Consider the following 18,813-nt stretch of genomic DNA (forward strand, 5'->3'; position numbering starts at 1 on the left):
TGAGGGGTGTGATGAAAATTACACCTCTTTTTTAATATCAATTAGTTATTGATTTAAGTAATAGCTGAAGCTCTTTTTGTTGAAATATTGACCAAATAACATATATCATGATTTATAATATTACTTCGTCTAAAACACATCCTTATTTTTTAGATTTCAAAATTACATTTATTGCAAAAGAAGATAATCAAGTTCTTCAATTACCACTATGGCGACCAGGGAGGTATCAGGTGCAGACTTTTGCAAAGAATATACGTTCAATTAAAGCATCTTGTAAAGGAGCTAACTTAAAAGTGCAAACTGTAGCAAGGAATACTTGGAGTGTATTAAATAGTAAGAAAGGAGATGAAATAGAATTGTATTATGAATATTACGCGAGACATCAAGATGCTGGTGGAACTTGGGTAAGTGAAACTTTTTGGTTAATCAATTTTATTGGGGCAGGAATACTACCAAGAGGTTTATCAGAAGAGGAAATTAAAGTGAACATTGCTTTTCCAAGTACATTTGATGTGGCAACTTCTGCAAAAGAAGTGAATGGAACATATAGCTACCAGAATTTTGACGAGTTAGTGGATACTCCTTTCATGGCAGGGAGGTACATGCATCATAAAACATTCGAAATGGCATCGACGACATTTCATATTTGGTTACATGGTCGAATAACTCCAGAATGGGAGAAAATTATCACAGACTTTAGACTTTTTACAGCACCTCAGTTATCAATTTTTGGAGGTTTTCCACACAAAGAATTTCATTACCTATGTTTAATACCACATTTTAAACATTACCATGGAGTGGAACATCAGAAAAGTACTGTAATCACTTTGGGTCCAGATACTGAATTTTCATCAGCTACTTTTTACGAGAATTTATTAGGAATTTCATCGCATGAATTATTTCATGTTTGGAACATTAAAAAGATAAGACCTGTTGAATTATTACCTTATAATCTTTTTGAAGAAGTATATTTTGATACAGGTTTTGTAGCAGAAGGTGTAACGACATATTATGGTGATGCGTTATTGTACCGTTCAGGAGCCTACTCTGTTGAACAATATAAAAAGGAGCTAAATCAATTGTTAGCGAGGCATTTTGAAAACCAAGGAAGGTTTAATTTATCTGTGGCAGATTCGTCATTAGAATTATGGACAGACGGCTATGAAAAAGGAATTCCTGCAAGAAAAACATCTATTTATGTAAAAGGGGCTGTGGGAGCATTGATTTTAGACGCGAAAATTCAAAAACAGACAAATGCTACTAAAAGTCTAGATGATGTAATGAGGTTGATGTGGGAGAGGTTTGGAAGTAAAGATGTAGGATATACAGCAAAGGATTATCAGAATATAGCTGAAGAAGTAATCGGATGCTCTTTAGAGAAGTATTTCGAAGAAGTAATCTTTGGTGATCTATCACTTGAAAATGAAGTAGAAGAAGCGTTGGTTTATTTAGGTTGGGAAGTTGAAGTGACGCCTCCTAAAGAAGCTTTTGCAGCAAATTATGGCGTTAAAATAGATGCGTCTGCAAAAGTAATTGATACTTCATATAAACTAGATAAACAAAGGCTTGTAGAAGGAGATCAGATTATGGCTATCGATGGTGTAAAAACAGATGCAAAACATCTTCAGCAATTTGTCTCTTCCAAAGAGATGCTCACCATTACTTTTATAAGAGATAGTACTTTATGTCAAATAGAGTTATTTAAGAAGAATATGTTGCATTATTTAAAGATAAATGTAACCTAAATTTAGGATTGATAGTAAACAACTGTGAATATATACTTAGAGTGTAATTAGTTAGTTAAATTGCACTCGTACTTTTTAACTGTAACTATTGCTATAAATAGATAAGGTATATCAATTAAATTGGTTACTGTATACTAAATTAATAACATTTTTTTTGAGCTAACTATGCAAAAAATATTACTCTTTATATTCATGGTACTGCCATTGTTTTCTTATTCCCAAGAGAAAAATGCAGTTGAACTATTTTTTAAAAATGCCGAGAAATTTAGGCAAGCAAAAGAATATTATCGTGCCATTGTAGAATACGAACAAGCTATTGCAATTGCGGATACTACTGCTAAAGTCCATTATTGGAAAGGTGTCTGTAATTTATTAGTAAAAGATACTGCAAAAGCAATTAATGATTGGGACAGAACTTTAGTGATTGATAAAAAGTATATGCCTGCATATTCTGCTATCTCTAAGGTATATGAGACAAGAAATGATTACACTAATTATAAAAGAAACATTGATTTTTGGTTATCAGTAGAGCAAGATCCTGTTAAACAAATTAACCTATGTTTTGAAACGGCTACGTATTTTTTTAAAGAAAAGCGTTACAATGATGCTCATGTATATACTAAGGCAGGAATGGGGCTTTCTTCTTCTAATGTTGAAATGCTCTTTTTAGATGCTCAGATTTCTAATAACATTAAAAAACATCGAGAAGCTATTGCTACCATCGATTTGATTTTAGTGCAATTGCCACAAAACTCTCCTTTAAATCAGTTGGCAAAATACAACTATGAAAAAGGAATTGCTTACTACGGATTAGAAGAGTATGAAAAGGCAATGCCTATTTTAGAAAAGGCGAACTTAGGTCCTTATAAATCGAGAGTGACTAAATTAAAACCGGATTATTTCTTTGCTGTAGCTTCTGCTTTTGAAGATATCTATGCTTTTGATCAAGCAAAAAGCTTGTTGAATAGAGCAATGAAAATAGACAAGACTTATATTAAGGCTAATATATTAATGGCGGATATTATTGTAAAAGAGGAACATCATCATAAAGGAATTCATCTTTTTGAATTAGGTCTTGAAGGATATAAAGGGAGAGATAAGACTTTCTTGAAAGCATATAACGAATTTATTGATATTCTTCTTTCTTCAAAGAAATACGAAACAGCATTAGCATATTCTGATTATTGTTTAGCCAATTTTAAAGGTGCTAGAGATATAATGTTTTATAAAGTAGTTGCTTTACATAAATTAGGAAGAAGAGAAGAGGCTATTGCTATAGGTTTAGACCTTTTAAGCGATTCTAATATCACTCCTAAAGAATATGTTAAGTGTAGCTTATTAATGTCGTACGTTTATGGCGTTGAAGATATGCAAAAGTGTAAACAATCTTTATTAGATTGTCGTAAAGGACCTTATTACCCAGTAGGTACTTATGTACTAGAATATTTTGATAGAATAAGCAGTGATTTAAGAAATGACATGTAATATTTGTTTGTTTAAACAATAAAAAACGACCAAAAAGTATAATGTAACTTTTTGGTCGTTTTTTTTATTTTATTTTCTTTGTGATTCGCTTTTTAATGTATTAATACTATAAAGTATTGATAATTGTTACTTTATGATTGTTTTAGTTATGTACTATTATTGAGGTTATTTGCTGTTAATTGAAAAATAGTGCTGTTTAAATTTGTTTGTAAATGTTTTTCGTGTTAATATTGTATTATCAAAATATGTGTAATATTTTGATAGAATAATAAAAAAAACATCATGTTTATACAATAACTTGACTAAGCTAAAACCATAACATTGAATAGTATAAATTAAAGGCTGACTGTTACTCATAAAATACTCGCCAGATGTTCTTTACCTCTTTATATTTAGTATAAAGAGGTTTTTTTTATGCACTTTTTTTAGCTGTCAATTTAAAAATTAATAAAGCCTTTTATATTGGAGAAGGCTTTAATAGCGTTGTTTAGAGTGATGATATAGGTTTTATATTATTTGGCTATTAGAGCCTTCAGAGACGTTGTATAGGCCCATTGCTAATGCCTTTATTCACATTTCTGTTAACATATAAATATTAGATAACCTAATGTAGGCAGATTATTAAAATCTACTATTTATTATAGATCATTTTAGTGGAATTCTTAAATAAAAAAACACCTCATACAAGATTGTACAAGGTGAAAAATAAATGCCTGTAGAGTTGGAGTAGGTAATAGTCCTTTCACAGTAAAATCTTCACTATAAAACATATAATATTCTCGATTGAAAAAGAGAAAAGAAACATAATTTTGCATGAAAATATAATCAGTTATTTTTTTTGAATCGCTAATAAATGCTAGTAATGGTTATGAATCGTTCAGCTTTCTTCTTAGCTAAACTGTTGATACAATGTTAGTAACAATTTATAGAATCCGCAAATAAGATGTGCATAAAATAACCTATTAATCACATTTTTATAAAGTTGATAATTATGTAAAGTGTTATTAAAAATTTCATAAATGTATGTGGTGATTTACTTAGAATATTTTCGAGAAAAGTTGTAGAAATTAAGTTAGTAGATACATTTAGTCTACTAAACGTGTGTACTTTTACGTTCTTGATTGCATTGTTGAGGTGGAAAATTATTGATCTCTTTTAGAGATTTCATTGTTTACTTCTTGTAACAATTTAGGGAGTTGATTAATTATGATATTCCAGATTATTTGATCATCAACAAAGTCATAACCATGTATCACCCAATTTCGAGTATCCACAATTTTTCGTGCATTTGATATAGGAAAGTTTGCATCAATTTTTAAAATCCGTTGAGTGGCTTCTCCTATAATTTCAATTTCTCTTTCTATAGCTCTTTTGAGGAGTCGATTATTTTTATAGATGTAAAAATCACGTTTCCCTTCTAGATAATCAAAAATAGCAAGTATGGAGTCTTTTATATCAAATAAGCTTTTTAAGATATTATACTTCATAGATTAGTAATTTTGTTTCATCAACTTCTTTTTTAAAATAAGGATTCTGAATACTAGGTTCGGTTACTACGTCTATTTCTCTTTTAAAAAGGTTTCTTAGTGCATACTGAAGGTTAAAATAACTATCAGAGTAATCTTCGAAACTTATATTTTCTTTTAATTTTACAATAAAATCAATATCACTACTCGTAGTAAATTTATCTGTAACTACCGACCCAAAAACATATAATTTTGTTATGGGTAATTTTTTGCAAATTTCGATTATTTGTCCCTTATATTGATCTATATAGCCCATACTATTTTTCTAGAAATTTTAAATAATTTTTTGCGGATTCGATAGAAATTAATTTTTTCTAATTTACAGATATTAGTTTGAACATAAAAGTTTAGATCTATTTATAAAACTCCACGTATTTTTAATAAAGACTTCAGTTATTGATCGATGATACAATACATATTATTTTTACATATAGTTGAAACCATGGATTAATGATATAAATCAACTACCTGCACCACCCGTTCGTGAATTAAAAGCCTAGCTTTTTTTGTATTTTCAGCAATGGAAAAAATGAAGAAGCATGAATAAATAGCAAGCACCTAATTAACAACAAAAAATATATATAATCTTGATATAAAAAAACACCTCGCATATTTCTATACGAGGTGAAAATAACTTTTGTATCGTTGGAATTATAATAAAACCAGAACAGTACAATAAATATTTTTCAATCAAAAACGTAGATCTTGTTTGGTTATAGCGTTAGCTAGAATCGTAAGCTCTTGAATGAGAAATTAGTTATTTTTTTCATGAATCGTCGTTAGTAAAATTATGAATCGTAAAGCTAATATGTTTTTATTATCATTTGTTTTCATTCGATACGCAATGTTAATAATCGTAAACGTAATAACAAAACAATTAAGTAATAAATTATAAATCAATTGCTATTTTTAGATAGATTGAAAATATGCACTTTGTTATTGAAAATTTCATAAAATAAAAGCTGTAATTTACTTAGAATATTTTTTTTAATTAATCTTAATTTTACCAGATGTATTTAGTCATGTAAGGGAGTAGCACTGTTACGTCATTACTTTACAAAGTAAATGATAATGAAATATCTACTACAGTATTCCAATTGAGATGGACGTTTTTTAGTAAAACGTCCCTACAAGCAACATTGATTTCCAACACGAATATAAATCAATGACTACGTATCATCAAGCCCAATTGAAAAACAAAACCCCGAGAACTCACAGCCTAGCTTTTTTTGCTTCGTTTTTTCAGCAATGGAAAAAATGAAGAAGAAAGATTACCTTTCGACAAATTCATTCTTAGCAACAAAGTCTTTATAGGTTAATTTGATACCCTCTTTAAGTTCAACTTTATGTTTAAATCCAAGGTTGTTTAATTTTGATACATCCATTAATTTTCTTGGAGTACCATCAGGCTTAGAAGTATCCCAGACTAATTCACCTTCAAAACCAACGACTTCTTTTATGGTTTCAGCTAATGCTTTGATACTAAGATCTACTCCAGTACCTATATTTACAAATTGCTCTCCATTGTAATTTTGCATGAGGAAGAAACCAGCAGCAGCTAGATCATCAACAAACATAAATTCTCTTAATGGTGCTCCTGACCCCCAAACTTCTACAGTGGGTGCATTGTTTTCTTTTGCTTCATGGAACTTACGTAATAGGGCAGGGAGTACATGAGAATTTTGTGGATGATAATTATCGTTATACCCATATAAGTTAGTCGGCATAGCAGAGATGAAGTTACAGCCATATTGTGCTCTGTAAGCTTCACACATTTTAATGCCCGAAATTTTGGCTACGGCATATGGTTCATTCGTTGGCTCTAAAACCCCTGTTAGCAGATAATCTTCTTTTAAAGGCTGAGGAGCCATTTTAGGATAGATGCAAGAAGAACCTAAAAAGAGTAATTTCTTCACTCCATGCACATAACTTTGATGAATGACGTTGTTTTGTATCATCAAGTTTTCATAGAGAAATTGTGCTCTGTAAATGTTGTTAGCTTGAATACCTCCAACTTTTGCAGCAGCTAAAAATACATATTCTGGCTTTTCTTCCCCAAAGAATGCTGTTACAGCCACTTGATCTTTTAAGTCTAATTCAGCTGATGTACGTACGACTATATTGTTGTATCCTTCTGTAACTAATTTTCTATGTATTGCAGAGCCTACCATACCTCTGTGACCTGCAATGTATATTTTTGATGCTTTTTGCATTATCTTTTTATTTTCAGAACTATGATGGCGTGATTTATTTTGATGTTTCTCAATAACATAAGTATTGAAATGGGCAATTAATGCTTTATTATCAATACCTTGTTAGTTGAATAACTGACTTTGTGAAATAACCCCCAAAAACGATGATCAATATCAGAACCTCTTTTGAAGTTGCCCATAATCCTAGAGTCAAATACTTTTTGTAGTTCAAGAAATAACGAAAAAGTATCTTTTGAGTAACGCTATAAATAGTGTTAACTATTTAAAATCTTCTACTTTTACTTGAATAGCTTTTCCGTTTTTAGATATTACAATAGGAGTATTTTTTTCTTTTTTAAAATCAAGAAGTTTTTTTCGGCTTAATGCTAAACCTTTTATTATATCTTGTCTTTTTTTATCTAAATGATTCATTACTATATATCGTTTTTATTTTTAGAAATAGTTCAGAATTATGATATTCTATAGGTTGTCCTTTTTTACATTGTGCAATTAATTCATGTTTTCCTTCTGAATTATTGAAAAACATCCAATCATCTACTTGTTCAACAAAGATACGGAAGAAATTTGTTAAGCCATTTTTATATCTTCTTTCTTCTTGAGCTTTATGGTGTATACTCTATCGCAAGTGTTAAGCCGTCAGGCGTCACTTGTGATTCATCATTGAAGAAGTCTCCAGACTTCAAACGATATATTTCCATTATCATCAGCCCAGGACTTAAGTCCTGGGCTGATGATAATGTTATTAATATTGTTATCTATTCATACTGATTCAAAATATCATGCCCTCCATCACGTAAATACTTCTCCTTTTTAAATAACTTTACATCCGATGTCATCATATCTTTAACAAGTGCAGGAAGGTCGTATTCTAATTCCCAACCTAATTGTTTTTTTGCTTTAGTAGGGTCTCCAATAAGTAAATCTACTTCTGTAGGACGGAAGTACTGAGGGTCTACTTTTAAAACTACTGTCCCTTCTTTTACTTGAAATCCAGGGTTAGTACATTTTTTGACGGTAGCAATTTCATCAACACCCTCTCCAGAGAATGTTAATTCAATACCTACTTCAGCAAAGGCCATTTTTACAAAGTCTCTGATTGAAGTAGTAATTCCTGTGGCAATACAAAAATCTTCTGCCTTTTCTTGTTGCAAGATTAACCACATGGCTTTTACATAATCTTTGGCATGTCCCCAATCTCTTTTTGAGTTAAGGTTTCCTAGAAAAAGACAATCTTGTAAGCCTAGAGCAATCTTTGCCACAGCACGTGTAATTTTTCGCGTAACAAAAGTTTCTCCACGTATAGGAGATTCATGATTAAAAAGAATACCATTACAAGCGTACATGTTGTAAGCTTCACGATAATTGACTGTAATCCAATAACCATAGAGTTTTGCTACTGCATAAGGAGAACGAGGGTAGAAGGGAGTGGTTTCTTTTTGAGGTACTTCTTGTACTAAACCATACAATTCTGAAGTAGACGCTTGGTAGATACGTGTTTTCTCTGTTAAGCCTAATAGACGTACAGCTTCTAATATTCTTAATGTACCCAAGCCATCAACATTACCCACATATTCTGGTGTATCGAAACTTACGCGTACATGCGACATCGCTCCTAAATTATAGATCTCATCTGGCTGTACTTCTTGAATAATTTTTGTGAGATTCATAGAATCTGTAAGATCTCCATAATGTAATTTTAATTTTACATCTTCCTCATGTGGATCTTGATATAAATGATCTATTCTATCTGTATTTAATAATGATGAACGACGTTTAATACCGTGTACTTCATATCCTTTTTCTAATAATAATTCTGTGAGGTAAGCGCCATCCTGACCTGTGATACCTGTTATGAGTGCTTTTTTCATTTAAGATGTATAATCAATCGTATTTTGAATTTCTTTATAATCAAAAATAGTTTATTTAATTAGTATTGAAAAACAATTATCAAAACTGTGTTTTAAAGAAGTAGTAATGTATTGATTTTTCAAAATAAATATGATTAACAACCTTCTGCAGTATTTAAATAGAGATGGACGTTTTTTAGTAAAACGTCCCTACAGGCATTTAAACAAAAGTAGTTTTTTTTGTAGGGAAGTAGCACTGCTACGTCCTAGTCCACATTGTATTTTTCCCGATTTGAAACGGTTAGCTTACGATATACATTTAATCTCAATATAATTAATTACCCTTTATAGTGTTTCAATTGAGCCGGACGTTTTTTAGTAAAACGTCCCTACAGGCATTTAAATAAAAGTAGTTTTTTTGTAGGGAAGTAGCATTGCTACGTCCTAAACCATATTGTATTTTACCTCTGGACTGAACCGATTAGTTTACGATATACATTTAAATTTACTCTAAATATGATTAACTACCTTCAACAGTACTTCAATTGAGATGGACGTTTTTTGGTAAAACGTCCCTACAAGGATTTAAAATTAGGTAGTTTTTTTGTAGGGAAGTAGCATTGCTACGTCATAAACCACATTGTATTTTACCCCCAATTTTAAATAATTGGCTGACGGTATATAATTTAATTTCACTATAAATAAATGAATTACTTTCTACAGTAGTTAAATTGAGCCGGACGTTTTTTAGTAAAATGACCCAACAGGCAACATCGATTTTTAATACGAATTGGGACATCGACTAAATAAAAAACTACGTACCCAAAGTTAACGATTAACTACTTTCAATGACCTAATCCTAATTTATTTCATAACTTTATAGTATGAGAAAGTTTCCAATTGGCCTATCAGATTTTAAAGAAGTAATACAAGGAGATTATTACTATGTTGATAAATCTTTATTTATTGAAGAAATTATTGATAGTAGTAGCAAATCAATGCTTATTCCAAGACCTAGACGTTTTGGGAAAACGATCAATATGTCAATGTTGAAGGCTTTTTTTGATAGTAACGAAACTAATGAGGAACTTTTTGAAGGACTAAAAATCAAGAAATCAGAAACTTGGCAACATCAAGGGAGGTGTCCTGTAATTTTTCTTACTTTTAAGGATATAAAAGAGGATTCTTTTCTAGAAGCAATAAAGAAAATAGCAGATTTAATTAAAGAGTATATTAAGACTTGTGATCTTACTTATATTAAATCTAGGATTGATGTGGACGACCAAAATTATATTGATCAGTTTTTTACTGGGGAAATCTCGAAAGGGGAAATTTCATTTTTCTTGAAGCATTTTTCTACAATTTTAGAGAAAGTATACAACCAAAAAGTGGTTATCCTTATTGATGAATACGACTCTTGTATAATTAAAGCATGGACAGAAGGATACCATAAAGAAATGGTTGATTTTATGCGTAATTTCCTTTCTGGTGGCTATAAAGACAATACTTCTTTGTATAAAGGAATTATTACAGGAATTCTAAGAGTAGCGAAAGAAAGTATTTTTTCTGGGTTAAATAATCTTGATATTTTTACGGTATTAGAATTTAGTGTAGCCGATAAGTTTGGTCTTACGGAAAGTGAGGTGCAACAGTTGTTAGAAGATGCCAATATTCAAACATCATTTGCTGATGTAAAAAAGTGGTACAATGGGTATACCATCGGTTTACAAACAGGTATGTATAATCCATGGTCAATTTTAAATTTTGCAGATAAACCTGCCCAGGGTTTAAAACCGTATTGGGTGAATACATCCGCTAATGAATTGATAGAAGAACTACTCACTAACGCTAGTGCTGATCTTGAAAAGAAACTTACCAGGTTTATTGATGGACAAGTGATGACTTGTGAGATTGAGGAGACGACTATCTTTAAAGATTTGGATGTCGGACATGAAAAAACGGTATTGGGCTTATTACTTTTTAATGGTTATTTAACTGCAGTCTCAAGAAACCAACAAGATAACGGCTTTTTTGAATATGGTTTAAAAATACCTAACAAGGAGGTGAACATGGTTTATAAGCAGATGTTGGAACGCCTTCTTAATAAAGCAAACAACGTAAATAGCAGTGAGATTTTATCTTCTTTATTAGAGCAAGATGCAGATGGTTTTGAGTACTACCTCTCGCAATACTTGATGAATGCTTTTAGTTATAATGATTTCAATATGAAAAGCTTTCCCGAAAGGGTCTACCATGCGTTTGTATTGGGATTAATGGCACATCTTTCAAATCAGTTTATTGTAAAATCTAATCCAGAAACAGGACTTGGTCGTGCAGGTTTATTGATTTATCCTAAAGGTAACAATGATATGCGTGGTTGGGTTTTAGAGTTTAAAGCAAAAAAGCCTTTCCATAAAAATAGTTTAGAGGAGATAGCCCAAGAGGCAATAAATCAAATTCATACTTCCCAATATATTACTACTCTAAAAGAATTAGGAAAGACAAAAATTATGCTTGTGGGGGTTGCTTTTGATGGTAAAGAAGTGAGTTGTGCAATTGAAAGGAATGTTTTTTAGTGAAAATATTCCTACAATACCATTTCCAAAATAGTAAATTATTAAACATCTACTACATCACCCTATTGAAAAACAAAACACTGAGCACCAACAAACGTCCTTGAAGACAAAAACGTCAAAAATTTATGAAGTGAAATCGATTAGAGTAATTCACTGTTTGAGGCTTTAGCCGAGTTTGAATTGCTCCGATTACACGAAATAAATTTAGTTTTTAGCTTCACAGACTAGCTTTTTTTGCTTCGTTTTTTCAGCAATGGAAAAAATGAAGAAGTACCCTGTATTGTAAAGGGAGCACCCCATTAACATCAAAGACCAAGATTTACAGGATGGATTAAAGGATGGAGAAAATTTACATAAAAAATAATTGATATTTTACATACATAGAGACGCAAAGCATTTCGTCTCTTCAGCATCGGTTTCCAAAATAGTAAATGATTAAACACCTACTACATCATTCCAATTGAAACGCAAAGCAATGCACATCTCATAACGTCCTTAAAGAAAAAAGCGTAAAAATTTATGAAGTGAAATCGATTAGAATAATTCACTGTTTGAGGCTTTAGCCGAGTTTGAATTGCTCCGATGGAACGAAATAAATTTAGCTTCCCAGCTTCGTTTGTGCAGCAATGGAAAAAATGAAGAAAGAAAATACTTAACCAACATTTCTTTCTACTTTAAACTTTGCCGACTCTTTTGCCTTTTTACGCTGCACCTTTTTAGTAATTTCTTCCTTATTATTCTTGTAATAATAAACCCTCCATTTTAACAATAGAGGTATCATGTATAAGGCAGTAAGAATACATGCTAAAAGTAAAAGATCTTGAATATAGAAATTAGCGAAATAACATACTATTAAGAATAGAGTAGAGATTGAGGCAATAATTGTTGATGTTGCAGCATGGCTAAACCCTGTTCTTATAAAAATATGATGTATATGTTTTCTATCAGGGGAAAATGGAGACCTACCGTTTAATATACGAATGGTAAATACTCTTAATGTATCTATAATAGGGTAGATGAATAAAGCTACAGCCATACTTACGGCATCTGGTAATTTATAGGTGTGTTCTACAGGAAGAGCATAATCTGTATTGATAAATAGTACGAGACTACAGGAAAGGAAGAAACCTAATATCATAGACCCTGTATCTCCCATAAATATTGTAGCTCTGCCCCAATTGTAATACAAGAAGCCAAGTACACCACCAAGCATTGCTACCATCATAATAGCATAAGAGTGGTTACCAACAAGAAAGAACCATGCACCTAAAGAAGCGGTAATAATTAATGCTATTGCTCCGGCTAGCCCGTTTATTCCATCAATAAGGTTAAAGGCATTTGTTAATGCGATGATTACAAATACAGTTGTTGCAAAGCTAAACCATTCTGGAAAGTTTAAATTTTCGTACAAAGAATAGAAAGATTTTATTTGTACGTCTCCAAAGCCTACTACTACTGTTGCAGCAATTAACTGTATAATTAGTTTATTTCTCGGACTCATTGCGAGCATATCATCTCTAACGCCCATAAAGAAGATGAGGATGATACCAAAGAAAAGAAAACGTAATTCTATTGCGGAACTCATGGGTATCCAAATGCAGCAGCTTAAAAGGAAAGCAATAAAAATTCCTACTCCTCCCATTGATGGGATAAGCTCCGTATGTACTTTTCTACCTCCAGGTAAATCGAAGACATTATTTTTAGTAATGACTTTTATTACTTCTGGTGTTGAAATTAAGGCAATAGTAAGTGAGGTTAGTAAGGTAACTATAAGTCTAAGCATGTTATTTTATTTATTATTCTTTTATGCAACTAGTATACCATTAATAAATAGTAGAACTTCTAAATTGTAATGTATAATGTACTGATTTAAGAATAATATTCATTTTTGTAATGTTAAGTGCGCTCTATTTAAGAATCTTGTGGCAAATATAAGTAACTGAATTATAAGAATCTATTAAGAGTTGTTTTTACAATTATACTAATAGCTTTGGAATAATAAAAAAGCCATCAATTTAATAAAATATTGATGGCTTAATTTTTATGTTAAAAAAGGATTACCTTTCCGCAAATTCATTCTTTGCAACAAAGTCTTTATAGGTTAATTCAATACCCTCTTTAAGTTCCACTTTATGTTTAAAACCAAGGTTGTTTAATTTTGATACATCCATTAATTTTCTTGGAGTACCATCAGGCTTAGAGGTATCCCATACTAGATCACCTTCAAAACCTACAACTTCTTTTATGGTTTCTGCTAATTCCTTGATACTTAAATCTACTCCTGTACCTACATTGACAAATTGCTCTCCATCGTAATTTTGCATAAGGAAGAAACAAGCGGCAGCAAGATCATCTACAAACATAAATTCTCTTAGCGGTGACCCAGATCCCCAAACTTCTACAGTGGGGGCATTGCTTTCTTTTGCTTCATGGAATTTACGCAATAGGGCAGGGAGTACATGAGAATTTTGTGGATGGTAATTATCGTTGTACCCATAAAGGTTTGTAGGCATAGCAGAGATAAAGTTACAGCCGTACTGAGCACGGTAGGCTTCACACATTTTAATACCCGAAATTTTGGCTATGGCATAAGGCTCGTTCGTTGACTCTAATATTCCTGTAAGAAGGTAGTCTTCTTTTAAGGGTTGAGGCGCCATTTTAGGGTAGATACATGAAGAACCTAGAAACATTAATTTTTTCACTCCATGCACATAACTTTGATGAATGACGTTGTTTTGTATCATCAAGTTTTCGTACAAGAATTGTGCTCTGTAAATGTTATTGGCTTGGATACCTCCAACTTTAGCCGCAGCTAAAAATACGTACTCTGGCTTTTCTTCTTCAAAGAATGCGGTAACAGCGACTTGGTCTTTTAGGTCTAAATCTGCTGAGGTACGTACAACAATATTGTTATATCCTTCTGCAACTAATTTTCTATGTATTGCAGAACCTACCATTCCTCTGTGACCTGCAATGTATATTTTTGATGTCTTTTCCATGATTCTAATTATTTCTTTTATACATCAAAAGCCCAAGAGAGAAGTCCTGGGCTTTTGATAGTGTTTTTAATCTATCGCAAGTGTTAAGCCAACACTTGTGATTTGTCATTGAAGAAGTCTCTAGACTTCAAACGATATATATATATCCGCATCATCAGCCCAGGACTTAAGCCCTGGGCTGATGATGCGGATGGAGTTCTAGTAGTTATAAACTATTGACAGTTCTTAACTCTTAATTCTTAACTCAAAAAAGCCTATTCATATTGATTCAAAATATCATGCCCACCTTCCATAAGGTATTTATCTTTCTTAAACAAAGCAACATCAGAATCCATCATATCTTTCACCAATGCAGGAAGATCATATTCTAATTCCCAACCTAGTTTTGTTTTAGATTTTGTAGGGTCACCAATTAGTAAGTCTACTTCTGTAGGACGGAAATATTGAGGATCTACTTTTAAGACTACTGTACCTTCTTCTACTTGGAATTCAGGGTTAGAACATTTCTTGATGGTAGCAATTTCATCTACACCTTCACCAGAGAAAGTTAATTCAATACCTACCTCTGCAAACGACATTTTCACAAAGTCTCGAATAGTTGTAGTAATACCCGTAGCAATACAAAAATCTTCAGCAGTATCTTGTTGTAAGATTAACCACATGGCTTTTACGTAATCTTTGGCATGTCCCCAATCTCTTTTAGAGTTTAAGTTACCTAAGTACAAGCAATCTTGTAAGCCTAAAGCAATTTTAGAAACTGCTCTTGTAATTTTACGTGTAACAAAAGTTTCTCCACGGATAGGAGATTCATGGTTGAAAAGAATACCATTACAAGCGTACATGTTGTAAGCTTCACGGTAATTGACAGTAATCCAATACCCATATAATTTCGCTACAGCATAAGGAGAACGTGGATAGAAAGGTGTAGTTTCCTTTTGAGGTACTTCTTGCACTAAACCATATAACTCTGAAGTAGATGCTTGGTAGATACGTGTTTTCTTTGTTAAGCCTAAAAGTCTAACGGCTTCAAGTATACGTAAAGTGCCTAACCCATCTACATTACCTACGTATTCTGGTGTGTCAAAACTTACACGTACATGAGACATTGCCCCTAAGTTGTATATTTCATCAGGTTGTACCTCTTGTATAATACGTGTTAAGTTCATTGAATCTGTTAGATCTCCATAATGTAATTTTAATCTTACATTTTTCTCATGAGGATCTTGGTACAAATGATCGATTCTATCTGTATTTAAAAGTGAAGAACGGCGTTTAATACCGTGTACTTCATATCCTTTTTCTAATAATAGTTCTGTTAGGTAAGCTCCATCTTGCCCTGTGATACCTGTAATGAGTGCTTTTTTCATCTATATTTTATTTCTTCTTAGTTTATAATAAAATTTAAACAAGTCTAGATTTCGTTTTGTTCTTAACCTAGGCTCTTTAATCCACCTATATAGCCATTCTAATTGTAAATCTACCCATATTTTGGGTGCTCTTTTTACACTATTAGTATAGACGTCAAAACTACCACCTAGACCTTGGTATATTGCGGGGTTGACCTTTTGTAGTTGTTGCATAAGTAGTTCTTGTTTTGGAGAACCCATTGCAACAAATACAATATCAGGTTTTGTATTTTGAATATCTGAAATTAATATTTTTTCAGTATTAGAATCTAAATATCCATTTCTGAAACCTTTAATTTTTATAGTAGGATAGTCAATTTTTAGTTGACAGATAACCTTTTGAATGACTTCTTCTTTACCTCCAACCAGATAAAATGTTTTAGAATTCTGGTATTTTTGGATGAGATCTAACCAAATTTCACACCCAGGTATTTTGATCGAAGGAGCATTTTTCTTTTTCAAAGCTAAAACTGCACCTGCACCATCTGGATAACCTATATTATTATTAATTATTTCTCTAGTCTGATCTGTAGCATGAAGAATTTTATGTGCATTAATAGCAACAAGCATTTTTTTTTCTTTTGCTACCAACTCCATTAATTCATCTTTAGAATTGAATGAATAAGTTTTGACATTATTCAATAAAGTACTTTTCATTATAAGACTATTTATTGTTTTCTAATAAATAATAACTTAAGCCATAGAACATAAACGCTTGACTCCATCTCATATAGGGTATTTTAGATGATACACCTTTCTTCATTTGATAATAGAAGTACCCCTTCTTATCTTGCATAGTAGTAACACACCAATTAGTGACATTATCTACTAAGTTCTGATGTTCTTTAAATAATCCTAATGTACTTAAAGTTACAGGTAATTGACCGGGACAATGAATATCGATAGGGTAGGTTTTATTATGATAATACTTTGGAGTACCGTCTTCTTCGAAGAAGTGATTAATATAATAATTAAATCCTTTTTTGATATTTTCTTGGAATTGATTATCTCCTGTATATTTCTGGTAATAAGCCAAGGCATCTAGGTTATAACCGGTATGAAAACTGTCTATCCAGTTTTGAACAGGTAGTTCTCCATAAAGCCAAGAACCATCTTCTTTCTGTGCATTAATACAAGCAATTACAGATTGATAAGCAGCTTCTTTATATCTGTTATCTTTTGTATAATGATAACAAATAGCTAATGTCTTGCTTCCTAGTAATGAGGCATTATATACGGTATTGTTACCGTTAAGAGGAGAATAAGAAAATAAGAATCCTTCTTCTTTATTCGTTCTATTAAGGTCGTTTAAAATAAACTCAGCTGATGATAACGCAGTTTTTAAAATAACATCATTTTTAGTGATTTCGTATGCTTTTATTAGTGCATCAACAGCAAAGCTTGTAGCAACTACAGTAGGGGTCTCTTTTTTAAATAGAAATAACCTTCTCGCTTGCCAATCAAAATTGTAACCCCAACAAGCACCAGAATACCCTTCTGTTTTTAAAGATATGAGTAATTGAGAGAGTTCTTTTATTTTCTTTAAGAGTTTATCTTTAGTGCCATATTCAAGATTGCCATTTTCTGCAATTTTATATAAGTTACAATACCCATTTAGAAAAAGACCTACACCTTTTGCATTGTATTGTTTAGGAACTAAAAGTAATTTTCTGAAATTAAAAGGGCTCCTTTTGAAACCTTGAATCCAAGCTAACCTAGCAATATCCCAATGTTTGAAAGGAAGAACTTGAAATATTTTAGAGTTGAGACCATCGTATGGATCCCAACCTTTAAAATTTTCTTTTTCACAATATTGTTTTAATAGATTAAAACTTTTTCTCATAATGCTAAAGTAAAAAAGTGTTAACTTGTAAGTAATTGTTTATAGTCGTTATCAATGTTTTTGATAACGATTGATGATAAATATAATGAATTTCCAATCTTTTTGTTATTATTAGATATCGTCTGCCTTAACTTGGTGTTATGAATTAATTTAATTAATTTATCCTCATAATCAATTAAATTATGTTCATTAATAATAAAACCCATGCCATCTTTTAGTATTTCCTTTATTGCACCTACGTTGCTTGCAACAACAGGTAAACCAAAGCAGAATGCTTCTAAAACAGAAGTAGGCATGCCTTCATAATAAGAAGGAAAGAGGTAGATGTCTGAAGATTGGAATATTTTTCTTTTTTCTTCTCCCGAAACGTGACCAATAATTTTAATATTTGGTTCATTAGAAAATTTATTTAAGATATTTGAATATTCAGGACCATCTCCCGCAATTATAAATTCAATATTTTTATTGGTTTTTTCTAATTTTTTAAATAAAGTAATAGATTCATAGATACCTTTGTTTTTTGAAATCGTCGATAAAAAAAGAATTCTTATTTTTCCATCTTTTTGTAAAGTATGACTACCAATGAGATCATCATCAACAAATGTACTGCCAATCGTAATTTTCCCGTTAAAATCATATTTTTGAATTACTTTTTTAAATTTCCGAGATAAAACTTTAATATGGTCAACTTTGAAAAAGGAATTTTTAATTAAAGATGAGTATTTAGAAAAAAGAAATTCATTACTTTCATTCCAACCATGCCAATGAATGTATATTTTTTTTTTAAAAAGGCGACTTATTATTATATAAAAAGAATCTCTTACTATTGAAAATTCACCCAGAGAAGGATTAATATGAACAATGGAATTTTTATTGGTGGATAATACTTTTATAAACCTTAAGTAATCAAGTAGAAGGTATAAAACTTTATTTATAACTTTATCTTTAAGAGAAGATCTAAATTCAAATAATATAAATTTATTTGAAGAATATTTGATAAGATTTCTATTGAATTCAACAACTCCTCCTTTAAGTGAAAATGGTGGAGTTAAGAGTAATATTTTTTCTGACATTTTATTCAATTCCTCTGATTTTTGTAATAATTCCATTCTCCAATATATTGAATTTTGTCGCCTTTAATGCCATTTTTGAAATTATAAATAGTATCTGTTG

At 31.3% G+C, this 18,813-nt stretch carries 14 protein-coding genes; 3 read left to right on the forward strand and 11 right to left on the reverse strand.

The features are described 5' to 3' along the window. The first annotated feature begins 107 nt into the window (after window positions 1-107). A complete protein-coding gene (locus tag EI427_RS04595) occupies window positions 108-1,745 on the forward strand; it encodes a M61 family metallopeptidase (protein ID WP_126612108.1) in 1,638 nt (545 codons plus the stop codon). Between the two features lie 165 nt (window positions 1,746-1,910). Next, window positions 1,911-3,230, forward strand: a complete 1,320-nt coding sequence (locus tag EI427_RS04600; RefSeq protein WP_126612110.1) for a tetratricopeptide repeat protein — start codon at window positions 1,911-1,913, stop codon at window positions 3,228-3,230. A gap of 1,142 nt (window positions 3,231-4,372) precedes the next feature. On the opposite strand, the gene EI427_RS04605 is transcribed toward EI427_RS04600, so the two are convergent. The 5 genes from EI427_RS04605 to gmd (EI427_RS04620) all read right to left on the reverse strand — a co-directional run bounded on the left by EI427_RS04605 (window position 4,373) and on the right by gmd (EI427_RS04620) (window position 8,837). Then, window positions 4,373-4,717: a HepT-like ribonuclease domain-containing protein gene (locus EI427_RS04605; RefSeq protein ID WP_126612112.1), complete on the reverse strand. Its 345-nt coding sequence runs from the start codon at window positions 4,715-4,717 to the stop codon at window positions 4,373-4,375. Further along, a complete protein-coding gene (locus EI427_RS04610) occupies window positions 4,707-5,012 on the reverse strand; it encodes a nucleotidyltransferase family protein (protein ID WP_126612115.1) in 306 nt (101 codons plus the stop codon). Before EI427_RS04610 ends, EI427_RS04605 begins: the two co-directional genes overlap by 11 nt. Before the next feature lie 1,015 nt (window positions 5,013-6,027). Further along, complete coding sequence (locus EI427_RS04615; RefSeq protein ID WP_126612118.1) at window positions 6,028-6,969, reverse strand: GDP-L-fucose synthase family protein; 942 nt, start codon at window positions 6,967-6,969, stop codon at window positions 6,028-6,030. Window positions 6,970-7,227: 258 nt separating this feature from the next. Continuing rightward, the gene (locus tag EI427_RS26055; RefSeq protein ID WP_170178392.1) at window positions 7,228-7,380 is read right to left on the reverse strand and encodes a hypothetical protein; all 153 of its coding nucleotides are present in this window, start codon (window positions 7,378-7,380) and stop codon (window positions 7,228-7,230) included. Window positions 7,381-7,724: 344 nt separating this feature from the next. Continuing rightward, entirely contained in the window at window positions 7,725-8,837 is a 1,113-nt protein-coding gene (gene gmd, locus EI427_RS04620) for a GDP-mannose 4,6-dehydratase (protein ID WP_126612121.1), read from the reverse strand. Window positions 8,838-9,700: 863 nt separating this feature from the next. Between gmd (EI427_RS04620) and EI427_RS04625 the strand changes: the two genes are divergently transcribed. Beyond that, a complete protein-coding gene (locus EI427_RS04625) occupies window positions 9,701-11,392 on the forward strand; it encodes an AAA family ATPase (protein ID WP_126612123.1) in 1,692 nt (563 codons plus the stop codon). 652 nt (window positions 11,393-12,044) lie between these two features. Here EI427_RS04625 and EI427_RS04630 read toward each other — a convergent pair. The 6 genes from EI427_RS04630 to EI427_RS04655 all read right to left on the reverse strand — a co-directional run bounded on the left by EI427_RS04630 (window position 12,045) and on the right by EI427_RS04655 (window position 18,749). After that, a complete protein-coding gene (locus tag EI427_RS04630; RefSeq protein ID WP_126612125.1) occupies window positions 12,045-13,175 on the reverse strand; it encodes a glycosyltransferase family 4 protein in 1,131 nt (376 codons plus the stop codon). Between the two features lie 274 nt (window positions 13,176-13,449). Next, the gene (gene fcl, locus EI427_RS04635) at window positions 13,450-14,391 is read right to left on the reverse strand and encodes a GDP-L-fucose synthase (RefSeq protein ID WP_126612127.1); all 942 of its coding nucleotides are present in this window, start codon (window positions 14,389-14,391) and stop codon (window positions 13,450-13,452) included. A gap of 254 nt (window positions 14,392-14,645) precedes the next feature. Beyond that, on the reverse strand, window positions 14,646-15,758 hold the full coding sequence (gene gmd / locus EI427_RS04640) for a GDP-mannose 4,6-dehydratase (protein WP_126612129.1): 1,113 nt from the start codon (window positions 15,756-15,758) through the stop codon (window positions 14,646-14,648). After that, a complete protein-coding gene (locus EI427_RS04645) occupies window positions 15,759-16,454 on the reverse strand; it encodes a WecB/TagA/CpsF family glycosyltransferase (RefSeq protein ID WP_126612131.1) in 696 nt (231 codons plus the stop codon). A gap of 7 nt (window positions 16,455-16,461) precedes the next feature. Next, entirely contained in the window at window positions 16,462-17,640 is a 1,179-nt protein-coding gene (locus EI427_RS04650) for a glycoside hydrolase family protein (protein ID WP_126612133.1), read from the reverse strand. A 20-nt stretch (window positions 17,641-17,660) separates the two neighbouring features. Next, window positions 17,661-18,749, reverse strand: a complete 1,089-nt coding sequence (locus tag EI427_RS04655; RefSeq protein ID WP_126612135.1) for a glycosyltransferase family 4 protein — start codon at window positions 18,747-18,749, stop codon at window positions 17,661-17,663. Window positions 18,750-18,813: the final 64 nt, after the last annotated feature.

Source organism: Flammeovirga pectinis (genome assembly GCF_003970675.1).
GTDB lineage: Bacteria > Bacteroidota > Bacteroidia > Cytophagales > Flammeovirgaceae > Flammeovirga > Flammeovirga pectinis.